The sequence below is a fragment of the Acetivibrio clariflavus DSM 19732 genome, assembly GCF_000237085.1.
GTDB classification, from domain to species: Bacteria; Bacillota; Clostridia; order Acetivibrionales; family Acetivibrionaceae; genus Acetivibrio; species Acetivibrio clariflavus.
Genome location: NC_016627.1, coordinates 2,771,367 through 2,797,539, shown reverse-complemented (window position 1 = coordinate 2,797,539; position 26,173 = coordinate 2,771,367). Strand labels below are relative to the sequence as shown.

The following is a 26,173-nucleotide window of genomic DNA, read 5'->3' as shown; positions in this document are numbered from 1 at the left end:
ATTAATCAACCTATACATGTATTTTAGAAAAAGAAAAGTAAAATCTGTTTTACTAAAAAAATACTGACTTTTGACTGTGCAGAAGATATTAACGTGCCTGTTTCTAAGGTGCGATAAAAATTTTGAACAAATTTGTATAGGAGGTAGTGATCTTATGATTAAAAGACATTATAAGGCTTGGGCTATTATCCTTACTATCGGTTTATTGACGGTGCTTATGCCGCAAAAGAGTTTTGCAGATTATCCTATATTCTCCCAACGTTATACTGCAGACCCAACTGCAATAGAGTATAATGGAAGACTTTATATTTATTGCTCTCATGACGTAGACGTAACACCAGGCCAGAATACTTACAACATACCGGATATTACTTGTATATCAACTGACGATTTGAAAAACTGGACAGACCACGGAGAAGTTTTCAATGCTTCTAAGGATTCCAGCTGGGCTAATAAGACTTGGGCACCTTCAGTTGTTTACCGCAACAATAAATTCTATTTGTACTACGGTAATGGAGGAAATGGTATCGGTGTAGCAGTAAGTGACAGTCCGACCGGACCATTTAAAGATCCGCTTAGAGGTCCTTTGGTAAGTACAAATACTCCCGGAGTTTTGCCAGCAAACAATATGTGGTTGTTTGACCCTGGAGTATTTATTGACGATGATGGACAAGCATATATGTATTTTGGAGGAAATGGAGCATCAAACATAAGAGTTATTAAATTGGGAAATGATATGATAAGTACTGTGGGATCGGCCATGACTATGACTGCACCGCGCTTTTTTGAAGCTGCCTATATGCATAAATATAACGGAAATTATTATTTTTCATATGCCAGCGACTACAGCCAGGGTGCATCTAAGATTGAATATATGATGAGCAATAATCCTATTTCAGGCTTTACATATAAAGGGGTTATATTGCCGCAGCCACCCGATAATTTCAATAATAATAACCACCATTCTATCGTACAGTTTAAAGATAACTGGTACTGTGTATATCACAACAGAACTGTAAGTAAATCAAGAGGTGTGGATACCAATTACCAAAGGAATGTTTGTATTGACCAGTTGTTCTATAACGCAGACGGCACCATTAAGCAAGTAGTTCCTACAGTGGACGGATTGCCTCAACTGAAATATGTAAATCCTTACATAGAAAATTTGGCTGTAACCATGCACAAAGAGAATGGTATAGAGACTGAAGAATGCAGTGAAGGCGGACGTAATGTAGGTTTTATAGAGAATGGAGACTGGATTCAGGTTAAAGGAGTAGATTTTGGCAGCAGCGGAGCTAAAGGTTTTGAAGCTAGAGTTGCCAGCGATACAAATGGCGGTAAAATTGAAATTAGATTGGACAGCGTAACAGGAAAGTTGATTGGAACTTTAAATGTACCGTCAACTGGTGGTTGGCAGAAATGGGTAACTGAGAAGTGCGATGTTTCTGGTGTAACTGGTGTTCATGATGTATTCTTCAGGTTTACCGGAGGAAGCGGCTATCTGCTTAATTTCAGCAAATGGAAGTTTATTCCGGTTTCTGAAGCAACACCAACTCCAACACCGGCTCCTATAGTAACACCAACTCCTACAACTGTTAAAACTAAACTGGGAGATATAAATGGTGATGGAGATATTAATTCTTTGGATTTTGCAGAATTTAAAATGTATTTGCTTGGTATGACCGATAAAATATCCAATGCCGATCTTAATGGAGACAATGATGTAAATTCGATAGATTATGCTCTTTTAAAACAATATTTGTTGGGAATGATATCTGTTTTCCCGGCTGAAGCTTAAGGGTTTTAATTTAAGAAGAATAGAGTTTTTCTAAATTAATTGAAATTTTATAGCTATTGTATCTTTATGATTATAAAGATACAGTAGCTGTTTTTATTTGAAAAATAAAAAAATTATGCATACATATAGAAACTAAAATTTAAATTATCCTTAAATCTTAATTAATTGTTTTATTCTGTTTGAATATTAAAGAATTGATGAACGTTTTTTTCTGTAAAAGAGAAAATGATGCGACTCTGAATGGTTAAAAAAGTTTAATTTAAATTAGGTCTTTTTTATAAATTACAATGTTGAAAAGCTTCTAAAAATAGATTTAATTAGATATTGCTTTTATAATGAAAATTATGTTAGTATTTTGACAAAAGGTATAGTTGTGTTAGAATCTTTTGAAATCCAATAATTGTAAAAACTTATAATATGTTGTAATTTTTGTAGTGTTTATTTAATGATATTTTACAAAAATTGATAAATGTTTTTGGAAAGAATCATTCAAAACAGTTCAATTGATGAGGAGATTGTTATGAAAATTACAATAGCTGATATTGCAAGAATGGCCAATGTATCTAAAGCTACTGTTTCAAGGGTTATAAATAATAAACCTGAAGGAGTAAGCAAAGAAACCAGAGAAAATATTCTAAGAATAATTAAAGAATCCGGTTTTCAACCAAGTATGGTAGCTCGGGGGCTGGTAACGAAAAAAACGAAATCAATAGGATTAATAATTACTGATATTGCTAACTCATTTTATCCGCTCCTTGTGAGAGGTGTGGAAGATTATGCAAACAAATATGGCTACAGTCTTTTCCTTTGCAATTCAGACAATAATCCTGAGAAGGAAAAGGGGTACATTAATGCTTTTATAGAAAAAAGTGTTGATGGTGTTATTTTGTCTTCGAGCATGAATGAGACAAGTTTTCATTATAATATTTTAAAAAGCAAAAACATACCTCTTGTTGTTTTGGATAGATGTGTTGAGGGAGATCAATACGATGCCAGTGTGTTTTTTGACAATACTAAAGGGGCATATATTGCAGCTAATTACTTAGTTAATAGAGGGCATAAAAAAATAGTTTTTATATCGGGACCAAAATCACTTATTATATCAAGACACAGATTGGATGGCTATTGCATGGCTTTAGAAGAGAAGAATATAGAAATTGACGAAGATATCATTGTTGAAGGAGATTTTCAGTTTGATAGCGGTTATAATAGGATAATAGAGCTATTGGATAAGGGAAAAGAGTTTACTGCAATTTTTGCCTGTAATGACCTTATGGCTATCGGTGCAATTATGGCTTTAAAGAGCAGAAATATTGAAGTACCCAAGCAGGTTGAGATTATTGGTTTTGATAATGTTGACATTTCAAGGTATATTGAACCTCAGCTTTCGACAGTAGGACAGCCAGCTTATGAAATGGGAGTTGAGGGAGCAAAACAGTTGATAAAACTTATTGAAGGTAAAAAAATAAGTAATAAAGATATTATCTTAAAGCCCAATTTAGTTTTAAGAGAAACTACAATATAGAGTTTTTAACCCACAGGATTTCATAACCCAGTGCTCAAAATATCATGAGAGTTCTGTAAGGAATATTCTTTCTTTATTAATGAACTGACAGAAAAATTGATTAAATTTAAGAATAGAGAAATCTAAGAGTTTTTCGCTCTTTCCCATTAAAACTGATATTCTGGACTTGGAATATCTTTGTTTTTTGGATTTTCACTTTTATCTATAACACAATTACTTCATTTTTCCGCAGTTCTTTTGATAATGGGTCTCTTACAGTATGTTATATAGTAAAGAAAATAACTATTATTACTTTACAACCAAAAATTTTTTGAACTAAAAATGTAATAAGCATTTATCTATTTGTTATGCTGTAAATTAACGTCATAAAATGAAAAAACAATGTAAAAAAAGCAGGAAATTATGAATAAATTCTAATAATGTGTTGAAGAACTTTGATTGAATAATTATGGAATATATGTTAGCATAATGTTATAAATGCAGTAAATTTTCACATTATTAAATGAGTAGATTTACTGCATTTATATTGTTATCTTGCACCACGAGACTATAATAGAAAAGGAGAGACAACTTATGAAGAAAAGTAGGATCTTTAGGCAAGTCATTGCAATGTTGGTTGTCGGTTTCATGGTAGTTTCAAGTCTGGGGGGGTCAGGAATTCAGGCGGCTAGTGCAGCAAAAGCAAGCGAAGACCCTGTCTTTAAAGAAACAAGTTTCAGAACGATTTTGGTTGGGGGAACTTATGATTTCGATATCGTAAATAAACCGCCAAAATCAACGTGTCTATGGGAAAGCAGCAACAAGAAAGTTGCAACAGTCAATAATGAAGGTGTTGTAAAAGCGCGTGAAGCAGGAAGTACAACAATTACCTGCAAAATTATTTCCGGAAAAAGCGTTAAAACTCTCGAAGCAAAAGTAGTTGTACAAAAACCTTCCAAAAAGCCTGCTGATAAGGTTACAATAAATAATAAGATTCAATCCATGGTAGTTGGTGAAACCTATGATTTAAATTATACTTTTACACCCAAAGATGCTTCTGATTCTGTAAACTGGACATCAAGCGATACTACAGTTGCCAAGGTTGATGAAAAAGGTGTTGTAACTGCATTAAAAAGCGGTAAGGTAACAATTAAAGCTACCACAGTTAATAAATCTCGTACCGATAAAGTGGAAATTAAGATATCAACGGAAGTTGAGGTCTCTTCTCAAAAAGAACTCGAAAATGCTTTAAAATCAAGTAAATCAAGTACAATTCTTATCAATTCCAAGAAAGATGTAAAATTAACAATTCCAAAGGGTGACTACTCAGAAAAAGAATTGGTTGTCGATGCACCTAAAGCATCAATACATAATTACGGAGTCTTTAAAAAAGTTACAATTCGTGCTTTAAAAGATCATAACTGGCATGAATTTGCTAAAGGAAATAAAATAACCGTCTATGATTCAGCTAAAATCACAGTTGAAAAAAATGCAGATTGTGAGATTATTGTTGATAAAAGCAAAGATAAATTACCTAAACCTAAGATTAAATTGGATCTAACCTTAAATGGAAATGCAAAAATTGACGTATTAAGTCCGTGTGACATAAATCTCAATGGAACTACGAAAGACCTTCCTAATTTAAATGTAAATTCTCCTGACGTTAAAGTTAATACAAAAATTGCACTTCATATGAATGCTTCTCATAAAGCAGTACTTAAATTAGAAACAGAGGCTGCTTCAAAATCAAAGATCTCTGTAAAAGATATGAAATCAATTCCAAAAGTTGAGGGACGTTTTAAGGTTTATGTAGAAGTGGATGGCAAAATTTATATCGTTGGCAAAGATTCAATTGCAACCCCAACAGTTAAACCTACTGCAGTTCCAACCCCAACAGCAACAAGTACTATTTCTCCTGTAGATACCGAAGTGGATGATAAGGGCTTTACAGCCGAGGGAAGAATTGTTGCTTACTATGGTACACCGAAGATAGATGGAGAAATTGATGATGTATGGAATAAAGCAATAGAGATTCAGCCTCCAAATATAAACAATCCGGCAGTACAAGCAACTGCAACCTTTAAGGTGTTATGGGATGACTATGCACTTTACTTCCTTGCACAGGTAAAAGATCCCAACATGTCGGTTGCAGCCTGGAATGCTTGGGAACAAGATTCTGTCGAAGTTTTCCTGGATGAGAATAATGATAAGACTACATCTTACGGTCCTGATGACTTGCATTTCAGAGTAAATTACAATAATGTTCAGTCAATTGACAACGGTGACGGCGATCGATTCTATACAGCTACAAAGATAGGTGATAATGAATATCTTGTGGAAGGAAGAATTGAGTTACTGAATACTGCAAAGAATAATACCATTTACGGTATTGAATTGCAGGTAAATGATTGTATTGGAACAAGCAGAGCAGGAACGATCACTGTATTTGATAAGACTGATGGTGCATGGAATAATACGTCCTTATTTGGCGAAATTGTGCTTACCGGTAAAAGGGACGGAGATGTTCCAGGACTAAACCCTTACAAATTAATCAAGTTAATTGATTCTGCCGAGAAGATGGATATTGAAGCTTTAGCATTTAAGGCACAGTTAAAGAAAGCAAAAGATGTAATCGCAAAGAATTCATCAACTCAGAAGGATATAGATAAAGCTTATGAAGATTTGAATAGTGTAATTACATTTGCAAATGCAGTTTCAAAAGCGGCAAAGATGGATTTATCCTTATACCAGACTGAGGGTGCAAATGCTGTTAGAAAAGCAGTGGAAGAGGCAGAAAAACTTCTGGCAAAGGAAGTCATACCACCCGATAAGATAGAAAAAGCAATTAATGCACTGGACAAAGCATTTGCAGAGTTAAAGATTAAAGGTTTGGACGCTAACGGCAACATGATTGCCAAGTACGGTTCACCGGTGATCGATGGTGAAATCGATGAAGTATGGGATAAAGCTGATTTTGTTCCGGCGACTCCATCGGGTACCGGATCAACAGATACAACAGCTAAATTTAAAGTATTATGGGATGATAGGGCAATCTATGTTTTGGCCGATGTTACTGATAATGCCTTAGATGTATCATCAGGAACAGTTTATAACAGAGACTGTGTTGAAATATTCTTGGATGAAGGCAATAATGCCGTAGAGAATATCTTTGACCTTGATGACAGACATTATAGAATTAGCTGTGAAAACAGTCTTTCTTCCGACCGTGGAAGCTTAGACCTATTATATACTGCAACATCTAAAAAGAAAGATGCTGAAGGTAATGTAACCGGATATATTGTTGAAGCAAGGCTTGCCCTGCAAAATCCGGCAAAGAGCAACAATATCTATGGTTTTGAGTTGCAGGTAAATGATGCTAAGGGTGGAAACAGAACCGGTACTTTGAATGTATTCGATAAAACAAGTACTACATATTTAAGCCCAACAAAATTCGGTAAACTTGTTCTCAGTGAAAAAAGTGCTGACGATGTAATGGGCTTCAACAAATATGATTTATTAAAGATGGTTAGTATTGCAAACGACATTGAATTGGTTCGTTATACTGACGAAACTGCAGCTAAAGTGAAAGAATTGGTAGCTCAAGCCGATGCAACAATCGCTACAGGTGATCAAGAGAAAGTTGATGCACTCTGTGCTTCTATCTATCAGGCAATAAAAGAACTTGTTCATAAAGATATTAAGGACTTGGATCCGGAAATAGCAAAAATAAAAGAGTTTAGAAGAATTCCTGCAGAGTATCTCACCGGAGCGGATTATGACGATAGTGCAAAGGGAACAGTTGTAAGAGAATACTATGATACATATGAGTATAGCGATGACGGAACACGCGGTGAAGCAGTTAAAAAAGATTTGCTAGTATATCTTCCTGCAGGCTATAATCCGGAGGATAAAGACACAAAATATAATGTGTTATATTTGATTCACGGTACATCAGAGAACCAAAACACAGTATTTGGCGATCCTAGCGTAACCACTGTTATGAAGAAAGTACTTGACATGATGATTGCCAATGGCGAACTTGATCCGATGATTGTTGTTACTCCCGGTTATAGAGGTATGGAATCGGGAAGATTGCAGTATGAAATGATCAACGAGATTCTACCGTTTATCGAAACAAAATATAATACATATTCAGCATCAGGTTCTCAGGAAGATCTGAAAGCTGCAAGAAATCATCGTGCGGTTGGCGGATTCTCTCAAGGAGCAGGATGTACATTTACTCTCATGAGGAACCGTTTTGATTACTTCAAGTATTATATACCGCTATGCGGTGGCCCGGGAAATGCTGATTTTACAAATGTCGTAAAGGGTTATTCCTTAACTGATTACTATGTATTTGCAGCTACCGGTACTGATGATATTGCGTATGGCGGAATGGTAAATGCAATTCCAGCTTTGGCTAATCAAAAAGATAGCGAAGGCAACCCAATCTTTATTTACAATGCGGATTTATCAAAAGGTAACTTATACTTCTTATTGCTCGAAGGCGGAACACATACATGGCAATGCGTAAATCAGTATCTATATAACATCTTGCCGGATTTATTCTTTGCTGAGAAAGAAATTGAAAGTCCGGATATAGTAACTGATGATAATGGATTTACAGCAGACGGAAGAATCGTTGCAAAATATGGTACACCAAAGATAGATGGTGTAATTGATGAGGTTTGGAATAAGGCAATTGAGATTCAGCCTCCACATATAAACGGTGCAGCAGTAGAAGCAAGGGCAACATTTAAGTTATTATGGGATGACAATGCACTTTATTTCCTTGCACAGGTAAAGGATCCCAATATGTCGGTTGCACCTTTCAATGCCTGGGAACAGGACTCTGTTGAAATCTTCCTGGATGAGAACAATAATAAGTCTGTATCCTATGGCTATGATGACGTACATTACAGAGTAAATTACAATAATGTCAGGTCCTATGATGTAGGTGATGCCAGCCGTTTCTACACAGCTACCAAGGTTGGGGAAAATGAGTACATTGTGGAAGGAAGAATTGAGTTACTGAAGGCTGCAAAGAACGATACCGTTTATGGCATTGAATTGCAGGTAAATGATTGTATTGGTTCGGGTAGAGCCGGAACAATCACCATATTTGATACCACTGATAGTGCATGGAATAACACCTCCTTGTTCGGTGAAGTTATACTTACCGGTAAAAGGGAGGGAGATGTTCCCGGAATAAATCCGTATAAGTTAATGTCGTTAGTTGAATCTGCCCAGAAGGTTGACGTATCTGCATTTTCAAAAGGCGTTGCAGCTTTCACCGCGAGATTGGAAAATGCGAAAGAGGCAATTGATAATGCAACAACTCAGGCTCAAATAGATACAGCATATAACGAATTGAACGATATAATAAAGTTCATGAGTGTTGTTAAGAGATATGCCAATTTGGATTTAAGCTCCTTGCCAAATGGAAAAGAAGTGAATAAAGCAGCAGCTAAAGCAGAAGATATTATTGCTAAAGCTGACGCAACTTCCGATGAAATAGAACAAGCGATTGAGGCATTAGATGCAGCAATAGCGGCATTGGGAAGTTATAGCTTAAAAGAGGTATACGGTGATAAATTCTATATAGGTGCAGCCGTTCATTTGAACGGATTAAATGACGAAAGGTATACAAAGAATTTATTGACACACTACAACAGTATCACTGCTGAAAATGATATGAAGCCGGAAGCGTTATTGGATAAGGCTGCATCACAAGCAGCAGGCGAGGTTGTATGTAATTTTGAAAAAATGGATCAGTATTGTGATTTTGCAGTAGCTAACGGTTTGAAGCTTAGAGGACACACCTTAGTATGGCATAGCCAGACTCCAGCTTGGTTCTTCAAAGAAGGATTTGACGATAACGGTGCTTATGTAGATCCGGCTACAATGGATAAACGTCTTGAACAATTTATAAATCAGGTATTTGGACATATCAAAGAAAAATATCCGGATCTGTTCTATGCTTACGATGTATGTAACGAAGTTGTTTCATCTTATACAATGCCGTATAACAACTGGAAGACTGTTTATGGGGATTACTCCTATGTTACAAAGGCCTTTGAATATGCAAGAAAAGCTTCAGAAGGCACCGGCATTAAGTTATACTACAATGATTACAATGAGTATGATGAAGGAAAAGCAGAACAGATCATTGAATTATTGGCAGAGGCAAAAGCAGCCGGTAATATTGACGGTATTGGTATGCAAAGCCATGTAAATATTGAGTACCCTCCAATGGACCAATACAGAGAAACAATTGAAAAATTCGTTGCAGCAGGTTACGATGTTCAGATTACAGAACTTGATATTGCGACAGCTATTGATGGCAATGGCCCGCCACCGGATTCAGCTATGGCAGCAAAACAGGCACAGATCTATAAAGAATTGTTCCAGATCTATATCGATTACAAAGATTATATCTCCTCGGTAACACTATGGGGTATCAACGATCAGCATTCATGGCGTGGATCTCAAGACCCGTTGATCTTTGACAGAGAATATAAAGAAAAAGATTCTTTCTGGAATATTATTTCTGTCGGTTTAGAGGGAAACGAGCAATAAATGTAACTGATTCTTTATAAAGATGGCTATTTGCCAATAGTGATGTGCACCTCAAATGTTTGATAACAATCAAATGTTTGGAGGTGCATTTCTTTTTTCCTGCAGCAAATTGATACAATCCATTGCTTAACATCTATATCACAAGTTTATAAAATATGATATAATTACTGTATATACTTATATTATTTATAGTCAAATTCAAAAATTAAATTAAGTTATAAAGTCATGGTTTTCCAGAAAAAATTTTAAAGTATTCAGGAATATCGCTTGATTATCTGGTAAATTATATGCATACTCTGAATTGCTCCTTTATGAACAGTTCAAAAATAGTGCATTTGGTTTAGAATAAGATAAAACAATTGAATACGCTGGAGGGTTCTGAAACTTGAAAATTATTAGCCGAATTTTTGAAGGAATATGTTTGTTTGCATTACTTGTATTTTTGTTTGTTGGTTTTATTTTCCCTTATCAGAATACTGGTGTTCAATTTGAAGAATTGATTTCTATGAATGAAGGCTGGGACTATAGAGTTAATGATAAGCTGGTTAAAAATGTTAAATTACCTTATACAAATTATGAAACAAAGGCTGGGGATACTTTTTCTATCTCCCGAATACTTCCTGAAACATTTAAAGATTCACAGGCATTGTGTATTTTTACAGCATATGATTCGGTTCGAGTTACATTAGATGGCAAAGAAATTTATTCCTATGGCTATAATAATTCTCAATATCCTCTATTTAAAGACAATAAAGGTTTTTTAAATAATGTCATAACTATTCCTTCGAGGAGTAATGGGAAAAGACTTGTTATAGAAATGGTTTCAGTTAATGATAAGTATGCAGGAGTAGTAAAGAAGGTATCTTATGCCAATCAAAATTCTGTTTATGCCGCACTTATTTTAAAAAAGTTCCCTGGAATCATGATATGTACATTTATTATTATGGCAGGTGTTTTATCGCTTATTATTTATTTCTCGTTGCGTATTAAAACCGGGCATTGGGATGATAATTTTAAATTAATCGGTATTTGTGCACTTTGCAGTGGTTTATGGAGCATAAACCAGTATGATTTTTTCAGCTTAATTATTGGGAATGCACAAATAACATATTTTGTTGATTATTATTGCTTATTTCTGATGCCTATTGCGTTTAGTTTTTATATTTACAACCTATGCCGTGAAAGATGCAAAAAAATTATAGGTGCTATGATTACCGTTCATACTTTGTTTGTATTAACAGCTTTCATTTTACAGATTACAAAGGTTAAAGAATTGTTCGAACTATTATTTTTCTTTATTGTTATGCTTATACTGGAAATAGTATTGGCTATAGGTGCAATTATATATGATTTAGTGGTAGAAAAGAATACAAGAATTAAATTATTATTGATACCGTTAATGATTGTATTATTTGGTGCAGTATTTGATGTTGTTTTATATTATTTAAGAATCTACAGTGAACGTTTTGTTACCTTTCCAATAAGCATTTTGATTTCCGTAATTACTATACTGACTTTTTCCTGGAAACGCTACTTAAAGATTATTGCGGATCAGGAGAAAAATGAACTTATAATAAAAATGGCAGATTTGGATCTTATGACTCAGGCTAAAAATCGTAATGCCTTTGAAAAGGAAATCGTTGAAATTTCTAAAGATCCCGAGCGTTTGAAAAATATTCATATAACGGAATTTGATTTGAATTATTTGAAATATATAAATGATCATTATGGACATGATACTGGAGATGAAGCTATACGAATTTGCTATAATATTATAAAAAACATAGTAGGTAGTAAAGGAGAGGTGTTCCGTATAGGAGGGGATGAGCTTATTTGTATAACTTATGAACCGATAGAGAATATACAACAGGATTTGGAAAGGATGATAAAGGAACAGAATCTTCCTTATCCGCTGGAACTTTCTTATGGAACGGCATGTTTTAATCCTGAATTGGATGAAGATATACACGATGTTATTAAAAGAAGCGATAAATTGATGTATGAAATGAAGCAAATGATGGAATGTGACAAAGATGAGTATAAACGTAAATCCATGGTGAATAAAATTGGGGTGGATCATAATAAAAACATTTAGATGTCAAATACGTTAAAAAACACAAAAACTACCCGGCTGAAATAACGCAGGTAGTTTTTGTGTTTATTTGCTGAAGTATTGAGAATTTTTTTATTTCTGGAATTATTTTTCTTTGTCTCTGTGCTGCTATTATCCTTCTTGAAACATTATCTACCCATATTTTTATCTGAAGCTTTTTAGTTTGATTTTCCTGCTCAATAAGGTACAATAGTCGTTCTATAGTGTAAGGCTATTTCTTTTTAGTTTCTGTTTATTAAAGGAACCACGAGGGCGCAGTCTTTGCAGCTTTTTATTGTATAATATTATGCTTGCAACTTAAGTAGCTATTTCACTGCTATATGGCTTGAAAGCTATATTTTAAAGAGCTGAGGGCTTTTTTATAATCGCCTTTCTGCCATTGTTAAGTGGAACATCAAAATGTTTACCAAATATTGAATAAAGCAGGGTGTTTTTATTATACTAATATAAAGTGAAGTATTAAAATAAAATTGAGAGGACTGGTTAAATGGCAAATAATGTATTATCGGACGGTCAAGTGTTGGAAGTTGCTTCTTTTAACGGTATAAAAGTCTATCAGATTAAAACAGACAGGTTTAAGACCAATTCAATAAACGTATTTTTCCATGATAATCTGAGCAGGGAAAATGCTTCAAAGAATGCAATGCTACCGGCAGTTCTCAGGCGGGGCAGTGTCAATTTTCCGACAATTCAGGATATATCACTTTACCTTGAGGAATTATATGGTGCAACTTTTGACTGCGGTGTGACAAAAAAAGGTGAGAACCAAATAATTCAGTTTTATTTGGATTTTATATGCGATAAATACGCAAGTGGGGAAACTGATTTGACTAAGAAGGCTTTTGACCTTTTGTTTGAGATTATAACAAACCCTGTTACGGAAAATGGAGTGTTTAAGAGGGAATATGTACAGCAGGAAGCTAAAAATCTCAAGGAACTTATTGAGAGCAGAGTGAATGACAAAGTACAGTATGGTGTTGACAAATGCCTTGAAGTTATGTGTGAAAATGAACCCTTTGGTATTTTTGAATATGGCACCGTTGAAGATATAGATACCATAACTGAAAACAATCTCTATGAGCATTATAAATATTTTTTGGAAACATTGCCGGTTTACGTTTTTATTTCCGGAGACTTTAACGATGATAAGACAGGGTATATTATTGATAAACTCAAGCAGATTAATCGAAGGGAAATAAAAAAGATACAGCCGACTAATGTTGAGAAACATGTATCACAAGCTAGAGAAGTAGTTGAACGGATGAATGTTAATCAAGCAAAGTTATCTGTCGGTTTTAGAACCAATATTGAACCCAATTCGGAGAATTATTACAAGTTGATGCTTTATAACAGTATTTTAGGAGGAGGTATACATTCAAAACTGTTCCAAAACGTCCGTGAAAAAAACGGTATGGCTTATTATGTCTTTTCAAGGCTTGAAAAGTTTAAAGGCTTGATGGTTATAAGTGCCGGTATAGAAATTAGCAATAAAGATAAGGCCTATGAGGTCATTGTGAAACAGCTTGAAGATATGAAAAACGGAAATATTTCCGATTATGAGTTTGAATCATCCATCAAAAGCATAGAAACCGGGATAAAGTCGCTTAAAGACAGTCAACTGCAAATAGTAGATTTCAACTTAAGTCAAATAATTGCAGGAACAAAGGACTCGCCCGATGACATAATTGAAAAAGTAAAAAAAGTTTCAAGGCAGGACGTTATAGATATTGCAAATTGTATTGAAATGGACACTGTGTATTTTTTGACATCTATGTAGTTTATTTATACCGTTTCAAAAATAATCAATTCAATATGAGCTATAAATTTTTTTGTCATATTATTGAAGTTTTATAGATTGTTTTATTTTATAATAATTTTTAGAGGCTATATGAAGGGAGAATAACCAATGGATATAAAAACTGTGGAATATAAAAATATTGATGAAACCATGCATATTTATGAGCATAGAAGCGGCCTTAAATGCTTTGTTATACCAAAAAGAGGATATTCGAAGAAATTTGCAACTTTTGCAACCCATTACGGTTCGATAAACAATCAATTTATTGTGCCAGGCGAGAGTGAAATCACAACAGTTCCGGACGGAATAGCACATTTCCTTGAACATAAGCTGTTTGAACAGAAAGATGGAAGTGTGATGGACAAATTTTCACAGCTAGGTTCAAATCCGAATGCATATACCAGTTTTGCCCAAACTGCCTATCTTTTTTCGTGTACTGACAAATTTGATGAGAATTTTAGACTTTTGCTAAACTACGTTCAAAATCCATATATTACAGAAGAAAGTGTGGAAAAGGAAAAGGACATTATTGGTCAGGAAATCAGGATGTACGAAGATAATCCAAACTGGAGGGTATTCTTTAACCTTTTGAGGGGTTTTTATGTGAATAACCCTATAAAGATTGATATTGCCGGAAGTATTGAAAGTATAAGTAAAATAAATAAAGACATTTTATATACTTGCTATAATACCTTCTATCATCCTTCCAATATGATTATTGTGGTAGTGGGGGATGTTGATGCTCCTAAAGTTTTTGAACAGGTAGAAAAGAGTATATCAGTGAGTGCCAGTAAACCTGAGATAAAAAGGATTTTTCCCGATGAACCTGATAAAATTAATGAAAGTTATGTGGAGCAGAAACTTGCAGTAGCAATGCCTTTATTCCAAATGGGCTATAAGGACAGCGGTTTTTGCTCTAAAGGTATGGACTGCCTTATGAGAGAAACAGCAGTGAAAATTCTTCTGGAAATGATAATGGGAAGAAGCTCAAAGTTATATAATGACCTTTATAATGAGGGACTTATAAACAATACTTTTGAATTTGACTACACAATAGAGGAAAATTATGCTTATTCGGCTTTTGGAGGGGAATCGAAGGATCCGTTGAAGGTTAAAGAAAAAGTACTGGAAGAAATAACATCCCTTCAACAGAGTGGCCTTAATATGGAAACCTATGAAAGGATCAGGAGAGCTCAAAAAGGTAGATTTGTTAAGCAGTTTAACTCTGTAGAAAGGATTGCCCATAACTTTGTATCGGTTTATTTTAAAGAAGTTAATATCTTTGATTATATGGAAGTATATGATAAAATAACTTTTGAATATGTAAATAAAGTATTCAGAGAACATTTTGCTGCCGAAAGGCTTGCAATTTCGGTAATAAAACCAGCATAAGGGGGATGAACGGTGGGGTATGTAGAATTTCCTAAATTGGGACTGAGAATTCCTATAAATAGAGAGGCATTTAATATTTTTGGGATGTCGGTTTATTGGTATGGCATAATTCTTTCTTTTGCCTTTTTCCTTTCTGTTGTTCTTGCAATGAGAAATTCAAAAAAAGCGGGCATCAATCAGGATGATATAATTGATCTTGTCTTGGTTGCTGCTCCGCTTTCAGTTATAGGGGCAAGGATTTATTATGTAATATTTAATTGGAGTGAATTTAACGGAGATTTTTGGAAAATAATCAACATAAGAACCGGGGGACTTGCCATTTATGGCGGTTTGATTGCAGCTGCTATTGTAGCAGTTGTATTTTCGAAAGTTAAAAAAATAAATCCTTTGCATTTGGTTGACTTTGGTGCCCCCTATTTTGTTCTTGCTCAGGCTATAGGCAGATGGGGCAATTTTACCAATCAAGAGGCATTTGGCGGAAATACAAACCTTCCGTGGGGCATGACAGGAAATGAAATAAAAAGCCAGTTACAGCATTTAAGCAATATGGGTTATGCTGTTGATCCGAATGTTCCGGTGCATCCGACTTTTTTATATGAATCTCTGTGGAATTTAGTTGTATTTTTGCTTCTGGTATGGTTTTCAAAGAGAAAGAAGCTGAACGGCGAAGTATTTTGCTTGTATATGGTAGGATATGGGGCAGGGAGATTTTGGATTGAAGGATTAAGACTGGACAGCTTGTGGTTAGGAAAGTTCAGAGTATCCCAACTTCTGTCAGTTATTTTTCTTATTGTATTTGGTTTGATTTTTGCTATTAGAAGGATAAGATATAATAAATTGCAGTTTGCAGCTGAAACTTCCGGAGAAAGTGAATTTTCCTATCTGCTTCAACGATTAAATCAAGATTCGGAGTCGGAAGGTGTCGAAACTGACAGTTCTGGCCAGGAAACAGTCAATGACAGTGAGAGCACTGAAAATAAAAAAGAAGATGATTGAGAAATTTTACTTTCATATTAATGTGTCTTTTTGAACTTCATTACATTTTTGTTACATTTTTCATAGTTTATTGACTAAAATTTAGTAATTTCTTATAATAGAAAAGCAAAAAGAAACTGCATATTCTAAAACAAGACATTAAATTTGTCAAAAAAAGATTTTACTAAAGATAACGGCGGTGCGGAAAATGAATGTAATGAAGATTCAAGAGTTACAGTACGAATTGAATTCAATGATAGACAATGATGACGATTACAGTAAAATATATAAAACTAGTGTCGAACTGGATTTATTAATAGTCGAATATTATAATGAAGTATTAAAAAATAAAAGTCATAGGCAAAAGATATTTAGGCATTTCTCCAAATAATCGGTACGATTTTTTATAATTCGGAACGAATTTATTAAAATATAAATTTTTAGTCAGATTTTGATATTAATTGCTCTTTTTAAGAGGCTGCCAGGGGTAATTGCAGTATTATATTGTTAAATATTGGTGTAGGTTGACAGTACATATTTGTAAAAATATAATATTGTTAAGTGAAAGTATTAACTACTGCTAAATTTGAGATTATTCGATCTTTTAGCAGTAGTTTTTAATTAATTTATTTCAATAAGCTTAGACTGACAAATATAAAATTCTTTGAAGGTGAATATATGTACGTTTTAGAAAAATCAAAAGATTTCAACTTCTTTAAAAAGTTCGATTACCTTTTGTTTCTGGCAGTGATAATATTATCTATAGTAGGCGCCTTTGTTGTAAGCAGCGCAGTTAATCCGATGAACAACGGAAAGAGAATAATTATTGTACATGTGGGTGCAATTATAGTTGGAATTGTGGTATCTATTATTATAAGCCTTATAGATTATAAAGATTACAGAACACTGGGAATATTTTTCTATATTACTACAGGGCTTTTGGTATATGTGCTTTTTGCCGGTACAGGAGATCAATTGGGGAGCAGAAGCTGGATTGATTTGGGGTTTATAACTTTTCAGCCGGCAGATTTGGCAAAAATAACATACATTTTACTTGCTTCCGTCTTTTTGGAAAGGATATATGACGATCAAAAGAACAAGAAGGCCAACATATTTAAGTTTTTAATCTATTCTGCCATACCCATTGGCCTTATTATTCTTCAGAAGGATTTCGGAACTGCACTGGTATTTATTTTTATATTCTTTGTTTTGGTGTTTATATGCGGTATTGCATATAAATATCTTGTCATAATGGCGACAGCCTTTCTTCTGTCCACACCGTTTGTATGGTTTTTCCTGCTTAATGACAATAGAAGAAAAAGAATATTGGTGTTTTTAAATCCTGAACTTGATCCTCTGGATGCAGGATATAATGTTATCAGATCGAAGTTGGCTATAGGATCGGGACAGATATACGGAAAAGGACTTTATAAAGGTATTCAGACACAGAATCAAAGTGTGCCGGTAAGTGAATCGGATTTTATTTTCTCGGTGGTGGGGGAAGAATTAGGATTTATTGGTGCCATAATTGTGATTGTGCTGATATGTATTATACTTATGAGGTGTTTATATATTGCAAGAAAATCCCGTGATTCTTACGGAATGTTTGTAGCTTCAGGAATTGCAGCAATGTGGGCTTTTCATTCTATGGAGAATATCGGTATGAGCGTGGGAGTGCTGCCTGTTACAGGTATTCCGCTGCCTTTTGTCAGTGCAGGGGGCAGTTATATGGTGACGTGTTATGTGGCAGTAGGAATAGTTTTGAGCATATCGATGAGACGAAAGAAAGAAATTTTCAATTCATCGGACTAAAAAGAATGGGAATTATGCTGTTAAATATTGATATTTTAGCCCCAAAAAAGATAGGAAAAACGTCCTATCTTTTTTGTTTTTTTTTAGGAAATTAAAAATATATCTTGATTATTGCGGTGATTTGGACTAAAATTTAATTAGAAGTGGTGAAAAGTGGTGTGAAGTGGTGGGTGGTACCAAAATGTGAGGTGAAATAGTTGTTTTACGGTGAGTACCAGCATTCAATTGATGTAAAAGGTCGAGTTATAATGCCATCCAAGTTTAGGGATGGGCTTGGTGAAAAGTTTATTGTAACCAAAGGCCTTGATAATTGTTTGTTTGTGTATTCACTGGAAGAATGGAGTAACCTCGAAGCCAAACTTAAATCCCTTCCCTTCACCGATAAGGATGTCAGAGCATTTGTAAGATTTTTCTTTGCAGGAGCTACTGAATGTGAAACGGACAAGCAGGGAAGAATATTAATACCTCAAAATTTAAGAGAATATGCAGGATTAGAAAAAGACGTTTATATCATAGGAGTATCCACCAGAGTGGAAATATGGGACAAGGCTAAATGGGAAAACTACTCAAGTGATGAAAACATGAGTCCGGATAATATTGCTGAGAAAATGGCAATGCTCGGAATATAGTGTTTTTAATGAAATGAATGAGACAATAGTTTAGAAAATTGTTTTGGAGTTGATAATACTTAATGGAGTTTGAGCATAAGCCGGTACTTTTTGAGGAATGTATTGAAAATCTCGATATAAAACCTGATGGAGTATATGTTGACGGCACCCTTGGAGGTGCGGGACATTCTTCAGGAATATATGAAAAACTAAGTGAAAAAGGTATTTTGGTAGGAATAGATCAGGACGAGTTTGCTCTGGAGACATCCAAAAAAAGATTACTGGCTCAAAAAGGAAAAGGCTCATTAATATTTGCAAATACAAACTTTATCAACATTAAAGATGTGTGTAAACAAAATGGGATTGAAGCTGTGGATGGAATTCTTTTGGATCTGGGAGTTTCTTCACATCAGCTGGACGAAGGAGAAAGAGGTTTTAGTTATAACAAAGATGCGCCATTGGATATGAGGATGGACAGAAGACAAAAATTAACGGCAGAAACTATTGTTAATGAATACAGTAAAGAAGAAATAAAGAAAATAATAAAAGAGTATGGAGAAGAAAAATGGGCATCCAGAATAGCAGACTTTATAGCTGAGAGGAGAAAGACAAAGAGAATTGAGACAACGGGTGAATTGGTTGAAATAATTAAGGCAGCTATACCGAGTTCAGCCAGAAGAGAAGGACCTCATCCAGCAAAGCGTACTTTTCAGGCATTGAGGATAGCTGTAAATGATGAACTTGGTGTTCTTGCCAAAACCATTGAGGATGGTGTGAAGCTGCTCAAACCCGGAGGAAGGTTTTGTATAATTACATTTCATTCTCTGGAGGACAGAATAGTAAAAAATGAGTTTAACAAATATATCAATCCGTGTACATGTCCTTCTTCCTTTCCGGTTTGTATATGCGGAAAGAAAAAGACAGCGGAAGCAGTACACAGAAAACCAATACAACCCAAAGCAGAGGAAGTAGAAGCTAATCCGAGAGCAAGAAGTGCAAAGCTCAGGGTGCTTAAAAAAATGTAAAAAGCCTGGATTACAATTCAGGTTTATATATAAAACAAAAGCTAAAAGTTTTAAACACAAAGGATAAAATATTTATTTACAAAAGAAAAACTTAATAATCCTTAAAGTATTGAACAATTGGCTTTTATTTATAGGTAAAGGCGAACTAAAGATAAGAAGCCAAAAACACAAAAGATAAGAAATTAAAACTACAAAAGAAAAAACTCAAAAAAGTACAAAAGAAAAATTAATTAAAGTAAAATTACACAAAAGAAAAAAGTTAAAATTACAAAAGAAAAACAAGCGAATTACAAAAGATGAAAATTTAAAGTACAAGAGAAAAGCAAAAGCATATTTACAAAAGACAAACTATTATCGATTTCAAAAAGAGAAATTGTTATGCTGAAAGACTTGTCACAATTTATATCTGGCAGTGAAACTGTTTGAGGTTAGTTCCGGGAGAGTGTGCCTTATCGGGCAAGTCCCCGGATTTATTTCACCTTTCGGGTAAAATAAGAGGCTATTAATCTTTTTTATGTAAAGGGTTATAAAATGCAGATGAGGTGAATACAAATGATAAAAACGGATAAAAACTACATACAGGGAACAGCGGTTAGAAAACTGGAGTATGATGTCTATAAAGAAAATAAAGTTTTGAGACAAAAGAAAGAGCAAAGGGCAAATAACAAGGTAAAGGTTAAAGTTGTATTTGCTTTTATGGTTTTATTTGCTTTATCCGGCCTCGTCATGTATAGATATGCATTGATAACCGATTTAAACTATAAAATCAATTCAAAAATGATTGAGTTGAATGAGATTAAGAACGAAAATACCCGATTGGGAGTTAAGATAGAGAGAGAATTGGACCTTCAGAAAATTCAAAAATTTGCAGAGGAGAATCTGGGAATGCAAAAACCGGATAAATCCCAATGTGTCTTTGTGAAGGTTCCAAGAAGTGATTTTACTACTGCCGCAAGTAATAATAATGGAATGGATAAAAATAGCAATAATATTTTTAAAGCCATATTAAGTAAGGTAGACAAGTTTACTGAGCTTCTTTACTGATGTTTTGAAATGAAATAACCGGTTACGTGACTACATGTATATAAAAAGCAAATTTTTCCATTATGGAGAGTGGGACAAAAACGTTAGTTTTATATAAGGTTAGCCGATAAAAAAGTCATGAATGAAAAATTTGAATATAAAATTTAAATATTGTATTATAACTATTTGATGAAGTTAATAAAATAGAAGAAGATGAAACTGCGTCTTAATTTTAAATAAATCATAAGTTTTTGTTTTGAGGTATTGAAAAATAAATTATTTGAATTTTGCCTTGAAACAGAGACTGGAGTTTATATTAGAATTATGACGCAGTAAGTTTATAATTAGGCATTATTATTTTTTTGTTTATAAATGTATTTTGGAGGGAACAGTGTGGCAGGTCCTAGTGTAACAATGAAAAAAAGGCTTATATTTCTGATGCTGAGCTTTTCTGTACTCATATTTGCCCTTATCGTTAGGGTGGGATGGATACAGATTGTTAAAGGTGAATGGTATCAGAAAATGGCGTATGAACAACAAAATCGCGACAGGGAAATAACTCCAAGGCGGGGGACTATCTATGACAGGAATATGAATCCTTTAGCCATAAGTGCTACTGTTGAGCGTATTGTTGTAAATCCGCAGGACTTTGAAAAGCTGGAGGAAAGCAGAAAAGAAGAAATAGCCGAAAAACTTGCACAAATACTTGAACTTAAAAAAGAAGATGTACTGAAAAAGATAAAAAGGGATTCATGTTATGAAATTATAAAAAAGCAGGTGGAAAAAGAGGTTGGAAATGAAATAAGAAAGTGGATTAAAGAGGAAGGTATAATAGGAATATATATAGACGAGGACACCAAAAGGTATTATCCTCAAAATAATTTGGCTGCCCATGTTATAGGTTTTACCGGTGCAGATAATCAGGGACTTTCAGGAATAGAAGCAGTAATGGAGAAGTATCTTAAAGGGATACCGGGGAAAATATTAAGCGAGACCGATGTAAGCGGACGGTATGTATCTTTTTCGGAAGAGAAGCGTATTAATCCGCAGGACGGACTCAATGTTGTACTTACTATTGATGAGAATATTCAGTACATAGCATCCAACGCTTTGGATAAAGCCATTAGCGACAATAAAGTTTTAAACGGTGCCATAGCAATTGTTATGGATCCAAGAAACGGCGATATTCTAGCGATGGTTTCCAAACCGGATTTTGATTTGAATAATCCCAGATCAGCACCTCCGGGAGAGAATCCGGAGACCTGGAACGGGTATTCGGCAGAGGGAGTGGAAAAACTCAGCAGAACCGTTTGGAGAAATAAATGTGTTATGGATACCTATGAACCGGGTTCAACCTTTAAAGCCATAACAACGGCTGCCGGATTGGAAGAAGGTGTGGTAACTCCCGACACAATGACAAGCGATCATACCATTAATATATCCGGACATAATATCAATTGTTGGAAACCTAATGCCCATGGTGTTGAAACTTTTAGAGAAGCAGTGTATAACTCGTGTAACCCTGCCTTTGTAAAGGTTGCGCAGGGGTTGGGAATAGAAAAATTTTACAAATATCTGAGAGCTTTTGGTTTTTTTGACAAGACTGGCATTTCACTTCCCGGGGAAGCAACCAGTATATTTCAGCCCAAATTCACTGAGATAGATATGGCTGTTGCTTCTTTCGGACAGAGATTCCAAATATCTCCCATACAGCTTATTTCGGCTTATAGTGCAATAGCAAACGGCGGTAAGCTTATGAAGCCGAGAATTGTAAAAGAACTGGTGGATGCTGACGGAAACGTAGTTGAAAAATTTGAGCCTGAGGTAGTGAGAAATGTTATATCTCAAAAAACTTCCGAGACTTTAAGGGATATATTGGAGGGGGTTGTATCGGAAGGAACCGGAAGGAATGCCTATGTAAAAGGATATAGGGTTGCCGGAAAGACCGGTACTTCAGAAACATTAAAAAAAGGTGTATATATTGCTTCTTTTGCAGGAATTGCTCCTGCTGACAATCCTGCAATATGTGTTCTTGTGGCGTTTGATAATCCAACGGGAGATTCATACTACGGTGGTGTTGTAGCAGCACCGGTGGCAGGAAAAATAATAGAAGATACGTTAAATTATTTGGGTGTTGAAAGAAGATATAATGAAAAAGATCTGGAAATGATGGCTGAAGAAGTTGTAGTTCCAGATATAAGAGATATGACGGTGGAAGAGGCTAAAAAAATTCTTAAAGAAAAAGGACTTGAATGGAAGATAGAAGGAGATAATAAAGCTAACGATGCCATTGTCAAACAGCAGACACCCAGAGCCGGTGCAAAGATTGCTAAGAACTCTGTAGTTATTACATATACTTATACTCCGGAAACTGAAAAAATGGTCAAGGTCCCGGATTTGTCAATGAAGACAGTGGATGAGGCAACCAGGGCTTTGAATGATGCAGGGCTTAATATAAAGGTAAATGGTTTAGGCAACGCCATGGCTCAAAGCGTAGAAGCCGGTGCTGAAGTGACTGTAGGCAGTGTAATTGAAGTAGAATTCAGATATCTTGATACGCATTGATACTTATAATGATTGTAAAAGTCAAAAGGATAAATTTAAAAGCCTTTGACTTTTATATGGCAGGATAGGAGGAATTTTTCAATGAAACTGAAAGACTTAATTAAAAACTTAGAAATACTTGATGTGACAGGAGATTTGGACCTGGAAATTGATAGTATTGCCTATGATTCAAGAAAAACTAAAAACGGTTCGCTTTTTGTGTGCATTGAAGGTTTCAAGGCAGACGGACATAAATTTATACCTCAGGCAGTAGAAAACGGTACAAAAGCTCTTTTGGTTCAAAGGGAAGTTGAAGCACCTGAAGGTATAACCGTTGTAAGAGTTAAGGATACAAGATACGCTTTGGCAAGTGTTGCTGACGTTTTTTATAACCATCCTTCAAGCAAGTTCAAACTGGTGGGAGTAACAGGCACAAAGGGGAAGACAACAACCACATACATGATTAAATCCATACTTGATGTATATGGACATAAGACTGGACTTATAGGAACCATATGCAATAAAATAGGCGATGAAGTCCTTCCGACCGACAGAACTACTCCCGAGAGCCTTGATCTCCAGGAACTTTTTGGAGAAATGGTGGAAAAGAAGGTGGACGGTGTAGTAATGGAGGTATCCTCCCATGCGTTAGAACTCCACCGGGTAAGCTGCAGTGAATTTGATATAGGAGTATTTACCAATTTATCAAGGGACCATTTGGATTTTCATAAAACTTTTGAGAACTACTTGGCAGCTAAAATCAAATTGTTTAAAATGTGTAAAAAGGGGCTTGTAAATATTGACAGTGAATATGGGAGACAGGTGGTGGAAAACGCAGAGTGTGAGGTATATACCTTTGGCATTGACAATGATGCCGACATAAAAGCCACTGATATTGTAAAAAAACAGGATAGTGTTGAATTCAAAGTTCACACACCTTGGTTTAACGGAGAAATACATGTAAACATTCCCGGTAAATTCAGCGTATACAATGCCCTTGCCGCTATTGGAAGCTGTGCATTAATGGGAATTCCCCTCGAGTATATTAAAGAAGGTTTGAAAAATGTAACGGTACCGGGAAGAGCAGAGGTAGTTCCTACAGGAACCGATTATACAATTATTATTGACTATGCCCATTCTCCCGACAGCCTGGAAAATATCCTTACCACAGTAAAAGGTTATGCACCGGCAAGAGTTATAAGTGTATTTGGCTGCGGTGGAGACAGGGACAAAACCAAGAGGCCCATTATGGGAGAAATATCGGGCAAATATGCGGATTTTACCGTAATTACCTCGGATAACCCGAGAACTGAAGACCCTTCTGCAATAATAAGAGATATAGAAGAAGGAATTAAAAAGACTAATGCAGCATATATAACAATTGTAGACAGAAGAGAAGCAATTAAGTATGCCATGCAAATAGCTAAACCCAAAGATATAATTGTTCTTGCAGGAAAAGGTCATGAGACTTACATAATGCTGAACGACAAAACAATACACTTTGATGAAAGGGAAGTTGTAAGGGAAATACTTGCAGAAATGAATTTGAACGCTTAGTGTAACAGAAATAAAAAGTATTTTGAATACAGGCATCGTGGAGGAAAACAATGGAGATATTAAAATGTAAAGAAATAGTAAAAGCAGTAGACGGAAAGCTGCTCTCCGGAAGTTTGGAAGCTGAATTTTCAAATATTACAACCGATTCAAGAGTAGTGAAAAATGGAGACTTCTTTATACCGCTGGTAGGTGAAAAATTTGACGGGCATGATTATATTTTGTCTTCCTTTGAAAAGGGTGCAGCCGGCTGTTTAACTCATAGGGATATGTCCGGAGTTGACGGTAAAATTGTTATAAAAGTGGAGGATACCCTTGCGGCATTGAGAAAGTTGGCTGCCTACTACAGACAAAAGTTTGACATTCCCTTTGTCGGAATTACAGGCAGTGTGGGCAAGACCAGTACAAAAGACATGGTATATAGTGTTTTGAGCCAGAAATATAATGTACTTAGAACCCAAGGGAATTTCAACAATGAAATAGGGGTCCCGCTTACTGTTTTTAATCTGGAATCATACCATGAAGCTGCTGTGGTTGAGATGGGAATGAGCGGTCTTGGAGAGATAAGCCGGCTTACTTCCATTGTCAGGCCCGATATAGCCATTATAACCAATATAGGATTATCCCATATAGAAAAGCTTGGATCGAGACAGAATATTCTCAGAGCAAAAATGGAGATTTTAGAGGGATTAAAAGACAATGGTCTGGTAATACTAAATGGAGATGATAATTTACTCAGCGGTCTTAAAGGTCTTCTTAAGCATAGAACTGTGTTTTACGGAATGGAAGACGGTCTGGATTACCAAGCATACAATATAAGTTCCCAGGGTGAAATGGGCACAAGCTTTGAAATTACTATCGGATATAAAGATTACAAGGTACATGTTCCTGCACCGGGTATACATAATATGCACAATGCCCTTGCAGCTATTGCTGTAGGAGTTGAGTTAAATATTCCTGTAGAGGATATTATAAAAGGTATCGGTGAGTTTTTACCCGGAAAGATGCGATTGAATATAATTGATTTAAATGGAATAAAGATTATAAATGATGCTTATAATGCAAGTCCGCAATCTATGGAAGTAGCAATAAATGTACTTAAGGATGTTGCAAACAGTAATAACAGAACTATTGCGATTTTGGGCGATATGCTTGAACTTGGCGATATATCTGTAAAAGCTCATAGAGATATAGGTAAATATGCTGCTATGAAAGAAGTAAGTTATATTTTTACTGTAGGGAAAAAGAGCAAGGATATTTTGGAAGGTGCTATTGAAGCCGGAATGGAAAAGGATAGAGTGTTGCATTTTGAAGACAACGCTGAAGCCGGAAAATTTCTGATTGATTTTGTCAAACCGGGAGATGTGTTGGTGGTGAAGGGTTCTCGGGGAATGAAAATGGAGGAAATAGTTAATCTATTGACAACTGAGTTGTAGAAGTGTAAAGTT

Annotated in this window: 15 protein-coding genes; all 15 read left to right on the top strand. The window is 35.1% G+C overall.

The genetic code is table 11. The annotated features are described in order from the left end of the window. Positions 1–154 precede the first annotated feature (154 nt). The 15 genes from CLOCL_RS11875 (at position 155) to CLOCL_RS11795 (ending at position 26,161) form a co-directional block, all read left to right on the top strand. Positions 155–1,798 carry a family 43 glycosylhydrolase gene (locus CLOCL_RS11875; RefSeq protein ID WP_014255580.1) on the top strand — a complete coding sequence of 548 codons (1,644 nt, stop codon included), beginning with the start codon at positions 155–157 and terminating at the stop codon, positions 1,796–1,798. 520 nt (positions 1,799–2,318) lie between these two features. Beyond that, positions 2,319–3,323 carry a LacI family DNA-binding transcriptional regulator gene (locus CLOCL_RS11870; protein ID WP_014255579.1) on the top strand — a complete coding sequence of 335 codons (1,005 nt, stop codon included), beginning with the start codon at positions 2,319–2,321 and terminating at the stop codon, positions 3,321–3,323. Between the two features lie 573 nt (positions 3,324–3,896). Further along, a complete protein-coding gene (locus CLOCL_RS21105; RefSeq protein WP_014255578.1) occupies positions 3,897–9,881 on the top strand; it encodes a sugar-binding protein in 5,985 nt (1,994 codons plus the stop codon). A 385-nt stretch (positions 9,882–10,266) separates the two neighbouring features. Further along, positions 10,267–11,976 (top strand): sensor domain-containing diguanylate cyclase, encoded by a 1,710-nt coding sequence (locus tag CLOCL_RS11855; RefSeq protein ID WP_041715134.1) that lies wholly within the window; start codon positions 10,267–10,269, stop codon positions 11,974–11,976. Between the two features lie 505 nt (positions 11,977–12,481). Then, positions 12,482–13,771, top strand: coding sequence for an EF-P 5-aminopentanol modification-associated protein YfmF (gene yfmF, locus CLOCL_RS11845; RefSeq protein WP_014255576.1), 1,290 nt, complete (start codon positions 12,482–12,484; stop codon positions 13,769–13,771). Positions 13,772–13,900: 129 nt separating this feature from the next. Continuing rightward, positions 13,901–15,184 (top strand): EF-P 5-aminopentanol modification-associated protein YfmH, encoded by a 1,284-nt coding sequence (yfmH, locus tag CLOCL_RS11840; protein ID WP_014255575.1) that lies wholly within the window; start codon positions 13,901–13,903, stop codon positions 15,182–15,184. 12 nt (positions 15,185–15,196) lie between these two features. Then, on the top strand, positions 15,197–16,180 hold the full coding sequence (gene lgt / locus CLOCL_RS11835; protein WP_014255574.1) for a prolipoprotein diacylglyceryl transferase: 984 nt from the start codon (positions 15,197–15,199) through the stop codon (positions 16,178–16,180). A gap of 187 nt (positions 16,181–16,367) precedes the next feature. Next, entirely contained in the window at positions 16,368–16,550 is a 183-nt protein-coding gene (locus CLOCL_RS11830; RefSeq protein ID WP_014255573.1) for a Spo0E family sporulation regulatory protein-aspartic acid phosphatase, read from the top strand. A 287-nt stretch (positions 16,551–16,837) separates the two neighbouring features. Next, positions 16,838–17,971, top strand: a complete 1,134-nt coding sequence (gene rodA / locus CLOCL_RS11825) for a rod shape-determining protein RodA (RefSeq protein WP_014255572.1) — start codon at positions 16,838–16,840, stop codon at positions 17,969–17,971. 197 nt (positions 17,972–18,168) lie between these two features. Further along, positions 18,169–18,600 (top strand): division/cell wall cluster transcriptional repressor MraZ, encoded by a 432-nt coding sequence (gene mraZ / locus CLOCL_RS11820; protein ID WP_014255571.1) that lies wholly within the window; start codon positions 18,169–18,171, stop codon positions 18,598–18,600. A gap of 62 nt (positions 18,601–18,662) precedes the next feature. Continuing rightward, positions 18,663–19,604, top strand: a complete 942-nt coding sequence (gene rsmH / locus CLOCL_RS11815; RefSeq protein ID WP_014255570.1) for a 16S rRNA (cytosine(1402)-N(4))-methyltransferase RsmH — start codon at positions 18,663–18,665, stop codon at positions 19,602–19,604. A gap of 552 nt (positions 19,605–20,156) precedes the next feature. Continuing rightward, positions 20,157–20,648 carry an FtsB/FtsL family cell division protein gene (locus CLOCL_RS11810; RefSeq protein WP_014255569.1) on the top strand — a complete coding sequence of 164 codons (492 nt, stop codon included), beginning with the start codon at positions 20,157–20,159 and terminating at the stop codon, positions 20,646–20,648. A 351-nt stretch (positions 20,649–20,999) separates the two neighbouring features. Next, on the top strand, positions 21,000–23,192 hold the full coding sequence (locus CLOCL_RS11805; RefSeq protein WP_014255568.1) for a PASTA domain-containing penicillin-binding protein: 2,193 nt from the start codon (positions 21,000–21,002) through the stop codon (positions 23,190–23,192). An 81-nt stretch (positions 23,193–23,273) separates the two neighbouring features. Further along, positions 23,274–24,728 carry a UDP-N-acetylmuramoyl-L-alanyl-D-glutamate--2,6-diaminopimelate ligase gene (locus CLOCL_RS11800; protein WP_014255567.1) on the top strand — a complete coding sequence of 485 codons (1,455 nt, stop codon included), beginning with the start codon at positions 23,274–23,276 and terminating at the stop codon, positions 24,726–24,728. 50 nt (positions 24,729–24,778) lie between these two features. Next, positions 24,779–26,161, top strand: a complete 1,383-nt coding sequence (locus CLOCL_RS11795; RefSeq protein ID WP_014255566.1) for a UDP-N-acetylmuramoyl-tripeptide--D-alanyl-D-alanine ligase — start codon at positions 24,779–24,781, stop codon at positions 26,159–26,161. The last annotated feature ends 12 nt before the right edge of the window (positions 26,162–26,173 follow it).